Genomic DNA, 12281 nt, shown 5'->3' with positions numbered 1-12281 from the left:
GGGGAGCGCATCGTGAGTACAGCTGTGGACACCACCGGGCAGGAACGGCAGACGCCCTACGAGGGGCCGCTGCTCGACGTGCGGGACCTGCACGTCGAGTTCGTCACCCGGGACGGCGTCGCCAAGGCCGTCAACGGGGTCAACTACACCGTCCGGGCCGGGGAGACGCTGGCGGTGCTGGGCGAGTCCGGCTCCGGGAAGTCGGTGACCGCCCAGGCGATCATGGGCATCCTGGACATGCCGCCGGCCCGGATCCCGCGCGGGGAGATCCGCTTCCGCGGCCAGGACATGTTGACGATGGGCAAGGAGGAGCGGCGCAGGATCCGCGGCCGGAAGATCGCGATGATCTTCCAGGACGCGCTGTCCGCCCTCAACCCGGTGCTCAGCGTGGGCTACCAGCTCGGCGAGATGTTCCGGGCGCACCAGGGCGTCTCCCGGGCCGAGGCGAAGGCCAAGGCCGTCGAGCTGATGGAGCGGGTGCGCATCCCGGCGGCCAAGCAGCGGGTGAACGACTACCCGCACCAGTTCTCCGGCGGCATGCGCCAGCGCATCATGATCGCCATGGCGCTGGCCCTGGAGCCGGACCTGATCATCGCCGACGAGCCCACCACCGCGCTGGACGTCACGGTGCAGGCCCAGGTGATGGACCTGCTGGCGGAGCTCCAGGCCGAGTTCCACATGGGGCTCATCCTGATCACCCACGACCTGGGCGTGGTCGCCGACGTCGCGGACAAGATCGCCGTGATGTACGCGGGCCGGATCGTCGAGACGGCGCCCGTGCACGAGCTGTACGCCCGGCCCGCGCACCCGTACACCCGCGGCCTGCTGGACTCCATCCCCCGGCTGGACCAGAAGGGCCACGAGCTCTACGCCATCAAGGGCCTGCCGCCCAACCTGCTGCGGATCCCCCCGGGCTGCGCCTTCAACCCCCGCTGCCCGCGGGCGCAGGACGTCTGCCGGGCCGAGGTGCCGGAGCTGTTCCCGGTCACCGAGGAGGACGGCACCCCGCTGGAGGGTCGCGGCAGCGCCTGCTTCTTCTGGAAGGAGACCCTCCATGGCCGTTAACGGGGCCAGCGCGATGGGCGTGGCGGTGCCGGAGGAGGTCGCCTTCGAGCAGCCGGTGCCGCGCGGCGAGCCGATCCTGGAGGTCCGGGACCTGGTCAAGCACTTCCCGCTGACCAAGGGCGTGCTGTTCAGGAAGCAGGTCGGCGCGGTCAAGGCGGTGGACGGGGTCAGCTTCGACCTGATGCAGGGCGAGACGCTCGGCATCGTCGGCGAGTCCGGCTGCGGCAAGTCCACGCTGGCCAAGGTGCTGATGAACCTGGAGCCGGCCACCGGAGGGTCCGTCCGCTACAAGGGCGAGGAGATCTCCCGGCTCTCCGGGGCCGGGTTGAAGGCCGTCCGGCGCAACATCCAGATGGTGTTCCAGGACCCGTACACCTCGCTGAACCCGCGGATGACGGTCGGCGACATCATCGGTGAGCCGTTCGAGATCCACCCCGAGGTGGCGCCCAAGGGCGACCGCCGCAAGGCCGTCCAGGACCTGCTGGACGTGGTCGGGCTCAACCCGGAGTACATCAACCGGTACCCGCACCAGTTCTCCGGCGGCCAGCGCCAACGCATCGGCATCGCACGGGGGTTGGCGCTCAAGCCGGAGATCATCATCTGCGACGAGCCGGTCTCCGCGCTGGACGTGTCCGTGCAGGCGCAGGTGATCAACCTGCTGGAGCAGCTGCAGGGCGAGTTCAACCTCTCGTACATGTTCATCGCCCACGACCTCTCCATCGTCCGGCACATCTCCGACCGGGTGGGGGTGATGTACCTGGGGAAGATGGTCGAGCTCGGCAGCGACCTGGAGATCTACGACCACGCGACCCACCCGTACACCCAGGCGCTGCTGTCGGCGGTGCCGGTGCCGGACCCGACGGCGCGCGAGAGCCGGGACCGGATCGTGCTCACCGGGGACGTGCCCTCGCCGGCCAACCCGCCCTCGGGGTGCCGGTTCCGCACCCGCTGCTGGAAGGCGCAGGAGCGGTGCTCGGTGGAGGTGCCGCTGCTGGCCGCGCCGGGCTGGCTGAACGGCGCCGCGGTGCACGACTCGGCGTGTCACTTCGCCGCGGAGCGCGGGAGCGGGCAGGACACGGCGCAGAACGGGAGCGGGCCGGGCACCCCCTGACCCCCTGCCACCGAAGGGCGCGTCCTCGTACCGGGGGCGCGCCCTTCGCCGTGATGGAACCGAGATCTGCCGCGCACTCCCCAAGTGCACTCCGTTCCTTGATAGTTGCACTGCGCCTGGCTGTCGATGGTCGCTGCTGCGCTGAGGAGGCCTGCCCGGATGGATGCGGTCGAGGTGGTCGGCGGCGGACGGGAGAACCTGGTGCCCGGGACGCCGTTGCTGGAGGTCGAGGACCTGCACATCGAGTTCCACACCCAGGACGGCGTCGCCAGGGCCGTCAACGGGGTGAGCTACTCGGTGGCGGCGGGGGAGACGCTGGCGGTGCTGGGCGAGTCCGGTTCCGGGAAGTCGGTGACGGCGCAGGCGATCATGGGCATCCTGGACGTGCCGCCCGGCCGGATCACCTCGGGCCGGATCCTGTTCCGGGGTGACGACCTGCTGACCATGAGCCCCCGGCTCCGGCGGACCGTCCGGGGCCGGCAGATCGCGATGATCTTCCAGGACGCGCTGTCCGCGCTCAACCCGGTGCTCAGCGTGGGCTACCAGCTGGGCGAGATGTTCCGGGTGCACCAGGGGCTGTCGCGCGCCGAGGCGAAGGTGAAGGCCGTCGAGCTGATGGAGCGGGTGCGCATCCCGGCGGCCAAGCAGCGGGTCGGCGACTACCCGCACCAGTTCTCCGGCGGCATGCGCCAGCGCATCATGATCGCGATGGCGCTGTCCCTGGAGCCGGACCTGATCATCGCCGACGAGCCCACCACCGCGCTGGACGTCACCGTTCAGGCCCAGGTGATGGACCTGCTGGCCGAGTTGCAGGCCGAGTTCAACATGGGCCTGATCCTGATCACCCACGACCTCGGCGTGGTCGCCGACGTCGCGGACAAGATCGCCGTGATGTACGCGGGCCGGATCGTCGAGACCGCCCCCGTGCACCAGTTGTACGCCCGGCCCGCGCACCCGTACACCCGGGGACTGCTGGACTCCATCCCCCGGCTGGACCAGAAGGGCCAGGACCTGCACGCCATCAAGGGCCTGCCGCCCAGCCTGCTGCGCATCCCGGAGGGCTGCGCGTTCAACCCCCGCTGCGACCGGGTGCAGGACCGCTGCCTGACCGAACTCCCGCCGCTGGTACCGGTGGCGGACGCGGAGGGGGCCGAGCTGCCCGGCCGCCGCAGCGCCTGCCACTACTGGCGGGAGACCCTGCACGGCTGAGACCGGCCGGGCGCCGGGGCGCTACTTGGTGAAGCCGACGTTCTCCCAGACGATGTCGGACAGGCCCTGGGCGCCGATGTTGGCGAGGTCGGCGCGGGCGCCGTACAGCTGCGGGCGCTGGTAGAGCGGCAGGACGCCGGCCACCTTCCAGAGCTCGCCGTCGGCCTGGTTGATCGCCTCGGAGGCGGTGCCGGCGTCGGTGGCGCCGGCGGCCCGGTCGAGCGCGGCGTCCACCGCGGAGCTGCCGGCGCCGGCCCGGTTGGTGGAGCTGTTCTGGGCGTAGCTCGCGCGGCTGCCGCTGGCCGGGAACGGGGTGCCGAGCAGCGCGTAGACGGCGATGTCGAAGTCGTTGCGGTTGACGTACTTGTCGAAGAACTCGTTGGGGGCGGCGGTCACCGGGGTGACCTTGATGCCGACGTCCTTGAGCATCCTCGACACCGAGGCCGTCTCGTTCTGGGCCACGGCCACCCCGGCGGGGACGACCATCCGCAGGTTCAGCTCGTGGCCGTCCTTCTTCCGCACCTCGCCGTCGAGCTTCCAGCCCGCCGCGTCCAGCTTGCGGGCGGCCTCGGCCGGGTCGAAGCGCGACAGCCCCAGGGAGTTGTCGCGGTAGCCGTTCTGGTTGGCGACCAGCAGGTGGTTGTTGAGCGGGACGGCGGGCCAGTCCAGGCCGTTGAGGTCGGTGCGGATCAGGGCGTCCCGGTTGATCGCCTGGAGGACGGCCTGGCGGACGGTCGCGTCGGCGAGCACGGGGTTGCGGGCGTTCAGGGTGAGCTGGCGGAAGTCCGGCCCGCCGGCCCGGCGCACGGCCGCCCCCTTGGTGTTCCTGATGACCTGGTAGCCGGCCAGGTCCGGACCGTTGTTGAGGAGGTCGATCTCGCCCTTGGCGAAGGCGGTGCGCATCGCGTCGGGCAGCATGGCGTGGAAGACGATCCGGTCCAGCACCGGCTTGTCGCCCCACCAGGTCGGGTCGGCGACCAGGGTGACGGTCTGCGCCGACGGGTCCAGCCGCTCGACCTTGAAGGGGCCGGCGGTGAGCGGGATGGCGTCCAGGTAGGCCGAGTTGAACGACTCCGGGGTGGACACCTTGCTCGCGGGCAGCAGCGGCGCGTTGGCGGCGCCGTTGAACATCGACTGCCACTCGGAGAACGGCCGGTCGAAGGTCATCACGGCCTGGAAGTCGTCCTTGCCCCGCTCGACCGAGCTGACCAGCTCGAAGCCGGAGGTGCTGGAGGGCCGGTACGCCGGGTCCTTGCCGTTCATGGCGTGCCAGTTGGCCTCGATGTCGCGCCAGGTGATCGGGGTGCCGTCGGACCAGTGGGCCTTCGGGTTGAGCGTCCAGGTGACCACCTGGTGGCCGTCCCTGAGCTCGGCGTGGGCCTCCTGGAGGTAGGCCGGGTTGACGGTCTGGGTGCCCGCCGCGTCGGAGCGGAAGAAGGTCGGCAGCAGCGGCTTGCCGACCGCGACGGTCGAGGACTCGGTGCCGTCGGTGTGGATCGGCGACCACTGGTGGGAGAACTGGGAGATCGCCAGGTTCAGGGTGCCGCCCTGGCGCAGCCGGGCGCGGTCGTGGGCGTTGATGTCGACCGAGGTCAGCTTGGGCACCCCGGTGGCGGCGACCGGGGCGTCCGCGACGGTGCCGTCCGACCCCGCGGAGCAGGAGCAGAGCGCGAGGGAGAGCGTCAGGACGGTGAGGCCGGCGAGCAGTGCCGTCCGGTGGTGCTGGAGGCTGCGGCGGCCCATCGGCGTGGCTCCCGGGGTGACTGTGACGGATGGTGTGGCGTCACATCTTGCTGACGGGAGGGGGAGTTGTCGAGGGGCGGGACGGCCGCGACCGTGCGGTGCGGCGGCCCCGCCCCTCGTTCGTGCCCGGCTCGTCGGCCGGTGCCGTCGGACGGTGGGTGCCGTCCGGCGTCCGGGCGTCAGGCGTCAGGCGTCAGACGTCAGGCAACGGTGAACTTGAAGGTGCGTTCCTTGTCACCGGTCTTGTCGAACAGCGAGGTGACGGCGTCCGCGACGTCCTGGGTGGTGATCGCGGCGGTCTGGCCGTTCCTCTTGGCCTTCACCTTGTCGAACGCGCCGTTGAGCAGGGAGCCCAGCGCGTCGAGGTCCCACTTGGGCGCGATCTTGCCGGAGGCGTCCGGGGCCAGGGTGAGCGCCTTGGCCGCGGTCTTCGGGCCGAAGTCCCAGGTCTTGGCACCGGCCACGACGTGGATCTTCCCGCTGGTGACCTGCTTGCCGAGGCTGTCCGCGGCGGCCTGGAGGGCCTGGGTGGAGACCTTCGGCTGGGCGGCCGTGACGGCCAGCGCGATCGGCTGGTCCGGCTTGCCGGCGGCGCGGTCGCGGTAGGCCTGCTCGATCACGTCCAGCGCGGCGTTGGTGTCCACCGCCTGACCGGCCTTGCCGGGGACGACGACCGGGTCGCCGTTGTCGGCGAACTTGACGTAGCCCTCCTGCAGGCCCTGGCCCGAGCCGACCGCCAGCGAGTCCAGCGCGGCCTTGAGCTTGGCGCGGTCGACCCGGACCTCCGGGGCGACGGCCTTGGTGCCGCCCTGGATCGACGTGATCACGGTGACCGGGTTGTAGCTGTGCGCGGCGAGGCCGTCCACGGTGGCCGTGGTGTCGAAGCTCAGGCCGGCGACCGTCGGGTCCAGGTCGACGCTCTGGTCGCCGATCTTGAGCTTGAGCGGCTGCTGCCCGGCCTTGCCGACCGAGGCGTCCAGCGCGTGGATCGCCTGGTCACGGCCGTTGCCGCCGATGTCCGTGCCGAGCACCACGGTGCCCTTGGGGATGTCGGACTGGTTGAGCATCAGGCCGGTGCCGTAGGCGGCGGCGCCGAGGAAGAACACCCCGCCGACGGCGTAGACGCCGAGCTTGACCAGCTTCTTCGGGCCGCCGCGCTTGGCCTTCGCCTTGCCCTTGCCCTTGCCGTTGGCCGGGGCGGCCGGCTCGGTCTTGGCGGGTGCCGGGCCGGACGTGGGAGCCGGCCCGGGGACGGCGCCGGGGAGGAACGGGGCGGCGTCGACCTGGGCGCCGGGACCGTCCGCCGCGCCCTGGGGGCCGGGGGCGGGCAGCGGGGTGACCTCGGTGGCCTCCGGGTCACGACCCGCCCGCCGGGGCCCGCCGGGGGCGGGCTGCGGGGCCGGCTGGGAGCCGGGCTGGGGCGCGCCGGGGAAGAGCCCGCCGGGGCCCGCCGGGGTGGCGAAGGGGTCCTGGCCGGGGGCGGCCGGGCGCTGGGTGGCGAACGGGTCGGCACCGGTCGGGGCGGAGGCGAACAGGCCCGGCTGCGGACGGCCGTCGAAGCCGTCCGGGCCGCCGCCGTTCGGGCTGCCGTGCGGCGCGGTGCCGTTCGGGACAGCGCCGTTCGGGACAGCGCCGTTCGGGACAGCGCCGTTCGGGGCGGTGCCGTTCGGGACAGCGCCGTTCGGGGCGGTGCCGTTCGGCGCGGTGCCGTTCCGGGGCAGGCCGGGTATGGCGGCCGGGGGCGCGCCGTGCTCGCGGATCGGCGCGAAGCCGTCCACCGAGGTGTCCTCCGGGCCGGGCTCGGCCTGCGGGAAGCCGTTCTGCGGCAGCCCGCTCGGTGGGAACCCGCCCTGCGGGGCGCCGCCCTGCTGGAGGCCGCCTTGGGGCAGCCCGCCCTGCTGGGGGCCGCCCTGCTGGTGCGGCGACGGCTGCTGCGGACGGCTGCCGCGCGGGCCGCGCTGGTCGCCGCGGCCGCGCGCGCCGGCGGCGGCGGGGCCGGTCGGGCCGGTCGGGGCGAACGGATCGGCGACCGGTGCGAACGGGTCGGCGCTCTCGTACACCCCGGGCTCCTCGGCCGGGCCCCCGGCGCCGTAGGGCGAGGCGGGGGCGGCCGGGGCGGCGCCCTGGTGCGGGGCCTGGCCCCGGGTGGGCAGCGGGCGGCCGTTCGGCCGGGCGGCGCCGGCGTCCGGCGCCGGGCGGGCGCCGTTCGGGGCGGACTGCGGCCGGGCCTCGGCGCCGGGGCCGGGCACGGCCGGGGCCTCCGGCGTGCTCGGGACGCTCGGGGCGCCGACCGGCACGGCGGCCGGGGCGGGTTCGGCGGCCGGCGCCTTCTTCTGCCGCGGCCGGAACCACGCGCCGGTGGACTCGGACTCCGAGGTCGCCGGCGGGATCGGCGGGATCTGCCACTCCGGCGGCAGGTTGGGCGGGGTGGCGGAGCCGGAGCCGCCCTCCATCACGCCGAGGACGGGCGAGGCGGGTGCGGAGCGGTGTCGCGGGCCGCCCGGCTCGGTGCCCGGCGCGAACGGGTCGGCCGGGCCGTCGTCGCCCCGGGCGGTCTCGTTCTTGACGGTGCTGCGGACGACGACCGGCGGGATCGGGCGCGAGCCGGGGATGTTGATCCGGACCCTGGTGGTCAGGGTCGTCTCGGTCTTCGGACCGTCGTCCTCGCCGCCCGACCCGGTGTCGGCCCGGTCACCGCCGGGGCCCGCCGGGGTGCCGTAGGGCGGCGTGCCCGACGGGTAGGCGTCCGGACCCGTGCGCCGGGGCGTCGGGTTGGCGTTGTCAGATTCGCGGCTGCTCAATGCTGCTCTGCTCCGGGTTCGCGGGCGGGCCGTGCGGCGCGACCGCGGTTCGTGGTCGCCGGGCCTGGGGCAAACGGCGGTCGGGTACGACGTACTGCGGGACCACCATACTGGGAAGAACTGAGCGGTGAACGGCTTCGGACAGATCCTGATACGTCCGGTTCCTCCGGTATGAGAGTACGGCGGAGTGGTCCTGACTGCGCGTTGTGTGCGCTACCGTACGCGGCCGCCCGCCGGGTTCAGCGCTTGGGGTTGGGGACGCCGGGGAACCAGCTGGTGCGGGTGGGCAGGGTGGCGCAGATCACGCCCAGGATCGAGCCGACGAACAGCCAGGCCAGCGATGTGGCATTGGACCAGAGCACGTTGTCGCCCTCCGGCCGGGGCACCATCAGCAGCAGCATCGCCAGGAACCAGCCGCCGGCGGGCATCCCGGCGCCCAGCTTGGTGCCGGTGACCCGCAGGCCGGCGTAGAAGGTCGCGGCGGTGGCGGCGAGCGCCAGCAGAACTCCCACGGGCGGCCACAGGGCCTGCACAAAGGATCCGCACACCGACACCGCGATGCCCAGCAGGAAGAACAGGACATACGCCGCGATCCGGGCGGCGCGCGGGGGTTGGGGCTCGGCCAGCCGCTCCTCGCGGGTGCCGAGCACGGTGGCCGCGACCGATCGGGTCCTCGGCTTGGCGGCGGGCGCGGTCATCGGGCGTTCCCCTCGCTCGGGGCCGGGTCGGTTCCCGGGCCTGTCGGGTCGGTTCCCGGGCCCGTGGCGTCGGCGCCGAGGCCCGCGAAGAGGTCGTGCTCGGGCCGCTCCGGCCCGGCCTGGCCGCGTACCAACTGGTAGTACTCGGTGGCGAACAGGGGCTGGCCGAGGTGGTTGGAGAGCGCGAAGGAGTCGCCGGCCACGGTGATCTGGGTGGCGTGCGCGGTCAGTGCGGCGGTCTTGGGGGCGGCGTAGCCGGTGCCGTCCAGCACGGTGGTGACCACCTCGTCGGCCACCACCCCGGGGACGTCGCCGGGGAGCGCGACGCCCGGGAAGCGCGCCTCGGCCGCGGTGGCGGCGAGGCCGGCGTCCAGCACCGAGCGGGGCATCCGGTTCCAGTACACCTTGGCGATCCGCCAGGGAGCGCCCGCCTCCGGGGCGTGCGCCGGGTCGGCGGCCAGCTCGTACGCGCGCATCGCGACCCGGTGCGCCTGGATGTGGTCCGGGTGCCCGTAGCCGCCGTTCTCGTCGTACGTGACCAGCACCTGCGGCCGCACCTCGCGGATCACCGCGACCAGGTGGCCCGCCGCCTCGTCGACGTCGGCCCGCCAGAAGCAGCCGGGGGCGTCGTTCTCGGGCACGCCCATCATCCCGGAGTCGCGGTAGCGCCCCGGCCCGCCGAGGAAGCGGAAGTCCGTGACGCCGAGCGCGCGCATCGCCGCGGTCAGCTCGCCGATCCGGTGGGCGCCGAGGGTGTCGTCCCGATCGGCCGTCAGGTGGGCCAGCGCGGGCGGGATCACCTCGCCGCCCTCGCCGAGGGTGCAGGTCACCAGCGTCACCCGGGCGCCCTCGGCGGCGTACCTGGCCATGGTGGCGCCGTTGCCGATCGACTCGTCGTCGGGGTGGGCGTGCACCAGGAGGAGGCTGCGGCCGGTAGTCGCGGTCATGGGAGGAAGCCTAACGACCGCGCTGCGGGGTCAGAGCTTGAGGCCGTTGATCATCCCGGCGAGGTTGCTGGTGAACTGGCTGATCGACGGTGCGATCGAGCTGGACGCCAGGTAGAAGCCGAGCAGTGCGCAGACGATCGCGTGCGCCAGCTTGAGGCCGGAGCGGCGGATCAGCACCACCACGATGACGAGCATCAGCACGGCTGCGGAGATGTTCATGGCCATGTGGGCTCACACCCCTTCTCGGGCGCCGGCCCCCGGGGGAGGGCGGCGGTGGGACCGTACGGGAATCGGGGCCGGGTGGCCGGCGGGCCCGGGACGGGGCCCGACAATCACTCGCCTGACCAGTCATACCCGATGGGTAAGGGGAGCATTACATTCAGTGAGTCCGCGCGCGCCGGGGCAAGGAGGCACTCGTGGGGCGCACGGGCCGGTCGGAGGGGGTGCGGGGCCCTCCGAGGCGTACTCGGGGGTGATGCTCCGAACGAGTGATCGTCAGTCACCCGGCCGTGGCAGTCGCCCGTCGTAGGGTCTGGTGCCATGACCTCCCACACTCCTGCGGACACCTTCCCCCGGCAGTACGCGCGGACCCTGCGCTACACCGTCGGCGCCCCCCGCTCCTTCTCCGTCGTACCCGACGGCTCGCGGGTCGTCTTCCTGCGCTCGCGCTCGGGCGGCGACCGGGCCAACCTGCTCTGGACCCTCGACACCGCCACCGGCGAGGAGCGGATCGCCGCCGACCCGGCGGTGCTGCTCGGCGGCAGCGAGGAGGACCTCTCGCCGGCCGAGAAGGCGCGCCGCGAACGCAGCCGGGAGAGCTCGGCCGGCATCGTCGGCTACGCCCTGGACGCCGCCGGCGACCGGGCCGCCTTCGCGCTCTCCGGCCGGCTGTTCACCGCCGACCTGGCCGCCGGCACCACCGCCGAACTGCCCGCCGTGGGCCCGCTGCTGGACCCGCGGCTCTCCCCGGACGGCGCCCACGTCGCCTACGCCAACACCGCCGGCGAACTGCGGCTGACCCGCACCGACGGCGGCGGCGACCGGGCGCTCGCCGAGCCGGACGGCCCGAACGTCACCTGGGGCCAGGCCGAGTTCATCGCCCAGGAGGAGATCGACCGCACCCGCGGCTTCTGGTGGTCCCCGGACGGCGAGCGGCTGCTGGCCGAGCGCGCCGACGACAGCCCGGTGCGCCGCTGGTGGATCGCCGACCCGGCCAACCCGGACCGCGAGCCCGCCGAGGTCGCCTACCCGGCGGCCGGCACCGCCAACGCCGAGGTCGGGCTCTGGGTGCTCGACCTGCACGGCGGACGCACCGAGGTCTCCTGGGACCACGCGGCGTTCCCGTACCTGGCCCGGGTGCACTGGTCCGAGGGCGGCGTGCCGCTGCTGCTCGTCCAGTCCCGGGACCAGCGCGCCCAGCGGGTCCTCGGTCTGGACGTGACCACCGGCGCCACCGAGGTGCTGTTCGAGGAGCACGACGAGGTCTGGCTGGAGGCCTTCCCGGGCGTGCCGGCCTGGACCCCGGACGGCAAGCTGGTCCGGATCTCCGACCAGGGCGGGGTGCGGGCGCTGGTGGTCGGCGACCAGGCCGTCACCGGGGCCGACCTGCACGTGCGGTCGGTGGTCGCGGTCACCGCGCGGGAGGTGTTCTTCAGCGCCTCCGGCGGCGCCGAGGAGAGCGACCCCGAGCCCGGCTGGATCGCCGTCGGCCGGATCAGCCACGACGGCAAGGAGCTGGCCTGGGAGTCCGCCAACGGCCGCCCGTTCACCTCCGTCACCAGCGCGGTGCACGCCGGCGGGATCACCGTCCGGGCCACCGCCGAGCCCGACCTGCCCGGCACGCTGGTGCAGGTCGCCCGCGACCTGCCGGAGGGCGTGGTGGTCGACGACGTCGCCACCGTCGCCTCGTACGCCGAGACCCCGGCCATCACCGCCCGCCCGGTCTTCCGCTTCGCGGGCGAGCGCCGCATCCCGGCCGCCGTGTTCCTGCCCACCGGCTACGACCGCGAGCGCGACGGCCTGCTGCCCGTCCTGATGGACCCGTACGGCGGCCCGCACGGCCAGCGCGTCGTCCAGGCGCACAACCCGCACCTCAACTCGCAGTGGTTCGCCGACCAGGGCTTCGCGGTGGTCGTCGCCGACGGCCGCGGCACCCCCGGGCGCGGCCCGGCCTGGGAGAAGTCCATCGCCTTCGACTTCGCCGGGGCCACCCTGGACGACCAGGTGGAGGCGCTGCGGGCGCTGGCCGACGAGTTCCCGCTGGACCTCGACCGGGTCGCGATCCGCGGCTGGTCGTACGGCGGCTACCTCGCCGCGCTCGCCGTGCTGCGCCGCCCCGACGTGTTCCACGCGGCGGTGGCCGGGGCCCCGGTGACCGACTGGGAGCTGTACGACACCCACTACACCGAGCGCTACCTGGGCCACCCGGCCGAGCGGCCCGAGGTGTACGCGGCGAACTCGCTGAACGGGTACGCGGCCGGGCTGGAACGCCCGCTGATGATCATCCACGGCCTGGCCGACGACAACGTGGTGGCCGCCCACACCCTGCGGCTCTCCTCGGCGCTGCTGGCCGCCGGGCGCCCGCACACCGTGCTGCCGCTGTCGGGCGTCACCCACATGACCCCGCAGGAGGAGGTCGCGGAGAACCTGCTGCTGCTCCAGGTCGACTTCGTGAAGCGCTCGCTGGGCCTGTAGCCGCCCGGGCCGT

At 73.7% G+C, this 12281-nt stretch carries 9 protein-coding genes; 4 read left to right on the top strand and 5 right to left on the bottom strand.

Going from position 1 to position 12281, the window contains the following annotated elements; translation table 11 throughout:
• Window positions 1-12 precede the first annotated feature (12 nt).
• The 3 genes from ACFY2K_RS22045 to ACFY2K_RS22035 all read left to right on the top strand — a co-directional run bounded on the left by ACFY2K_RS22045 (window position 13) and on the right by ACFY2K_RS22035 (window position 3385).
• Complete coding sequence (locus ACFY2K_RS22045; protein ID WP_387713362.1) at window positions 13-1065, top strand: ABC transporter ATP-binding protein; 1053 nt, start codon at window positions 13-15, stop codon at window positions 1063-1065.
• Window positions 1055-2176: an ABC transporter ATP-binding protein gene (locus tag ACFY2K_RS22040; protein ID WP_375884724.1), complete on the top strand. Its 1122-nt coding sequence runs from the start codon at window positions 1055-1057 to the stop codon at window positions 2174-2176. The genes ACFY2K_RS22045 and ACFY2K_RS22040 overlap by 11 nt, the downstream gene beginning before the upstream one ends.
• Window positions 2177-2335: 159 nt before the next feature.
• Window positions 2336-3385 (top strand): ABC transporter ATP-binding protein, encoded by a 1050-nt coding sequence (locus tag ACFY2K_RS22035; RefSeq protein WP_387713358.1) that lies wholly within the window; start codon window positions 2336-2338, stop codon window positions 3383-3385.
• A 21-nt stretch (window positions 3386-3406) separates the two neighbouring features.
• Here ACFY2K_RS22035 and ACFY2K_RS22030 read toward each other — a convergent pair whose 3' ends face one another.
• The 5 genes from ACFY2K_RS22030 to ACFY2K_RS22010 form a co-directional block, all read right to left on the bottom strand.
• Window positions 3407-5128 carry an ABC transporter family substrate-binding protein gene (locus ACFY2K_RS22030; RefSeq protein WP_387713355.1) on the bottom strand — a complete coding sequence of 574 codons (1722 nt, stop codon included), beginning with the start codon at window positions 5126-5128 and terminating at the stop codon, window positions 3407-3409.
• Between the two features lie 200 nt (window positions 5129-5328).
• Complete coding sequence (locus ACFY2K_RS22025; RefSeq protein WP_387713352.1) at window positions 5329-7929, bottom strand: peptidoglycan binding domain-containing protein; 2601 nt, start codon at window positions 7927-7929, stop codon at window positions 5329-5331.
• A gap of 239 nt (window positions 7930-8168) precedes the next feature.
• Complete coding sequence (locus ACFY2K_RS22020; protein ID WP_380593409.1) at window positions 8169-8627, bottom strand: DUF6113 family protein; 459 nt, start codon at window positions 8625-8627, stop codon at window positions 8169-8171.
• Complete coding sequence (mshB, locus tag ACFY2K_RS22015) at window positions 8624-9574, bottom strand: N-acetyl-1-D-myo-inositol-2-amino-2-deoxy-alpha-D-glucopyranoside deacetylase (RefSeq protein ID WP_387713349.1); 951 nt, start codon at window positions 9572-9574, stop codon at window positions 8624-8626. The genes ACFY2K_RS22020 and mshB overlap by 4 nt, the downstream gene beginning before the upstream one ends.
• Before the next feature lie 30 nt (window positions 9575-9604).
• The gene (locus tag ACFY2K_RS22010; protein ID WP_387713346.1) at window positions 9605-9799 is read right to left on the bottom strand and encodes a DUF2304 domain-containing protein; all 195 of its coding nucleotides are present in this window, start codon (window positions 9797-9799) and stop codon (window positions 9605-9607) included.
• Between the two features lie 315 nt (window positions 9800-10114).
• On the opposite strand from ACFY2K_RS22010, the gene ACFY2K_RS22005 reads away from it, so the two are divergent.
• Window positions 10115-12268, top strand: a complete 2154-nt coding sequence (locus tag ACFY2K_RS22005; protein WP_387713343.1) for a prolyl oligopeptidase family serine peptidase — start codon at window positions 10115-10117, stop codon at window positions 12266-12268.
• Window positions 12269-12281: the final 13 nt, after the last annotated feature.

This window comes from Kitasatospora sp. NPDC001309 (assembly GCF_042896295.1).
In the GTDB taxonomy this organism is placed as follows: domain Bacteria; phylum Actinomycetota; class Actinomycetes; order Streptomycetales; family Streptomycetaceae; genus Kitasatospora.
The sequence above is the reverse complement of the archived record's forward strand: the minus strand, read 5'-3'. Positions and strand labels throughout refer to the sequence as shown.

What these genes read in the sequence shown, in the direction of transcription:
- ACFY2K_RS22035 (WP_387713358.1), top strand. Translation starts at nt 2,336, where the DNA reads ATGGATGCGGTCGAGGTGGTCGGCGGCGGACGGGAGAACCTGGTGCCC.
- ACFY2K_RS22010 (WP_387713346.1), bottom strand. Translation starts at nt 9,799, where the DNA reads ATGGCCATGAACATCTCCGCAGCCGTGCTGATGCTCGTCATCGTGGTG.
- ACFY2K_RS22005 (WP_387713343.1), top strand. Translation starts at nt 10,115, where the DNA reads ATGACCTCCCACACTCCTGCGGACACCTTCCCCCGGCAGTACGCGCGG.
- ACFY2K_RS22030 (WP_387713355.1), bottom strand. Translation starts at nt 5,128, where the DNA reads ATGGGCCGCCGCAGCCTCCAGCACCACCGGACGGCACTGCTCGCCGGC.
- mshB (WP_387713349.1), bottom strand. Translation starts at nt 9,574, where the DNA reads ATGACCGCGACTACCGGCCGCAGCCTCCTCCTGGTGCACGCCCACCCC.
- ACFY2K_RS22020 (WP_380593409.1), bottom strand. Translation starts at nt 8,627, where the DNA reads ATGACCGCGCCCGCCGCCAAGCCGAGGACCCGATCGGTCGCGGCCACC.
- ACFY2K_RS22040 (WP_375884724.1), top strand. Translation starts at nt 1,055, where the DNA reads ATGGCCGTTAACGGGGCCAGCGCGATGGGCGTGGCGGTGCCGGAGGAG.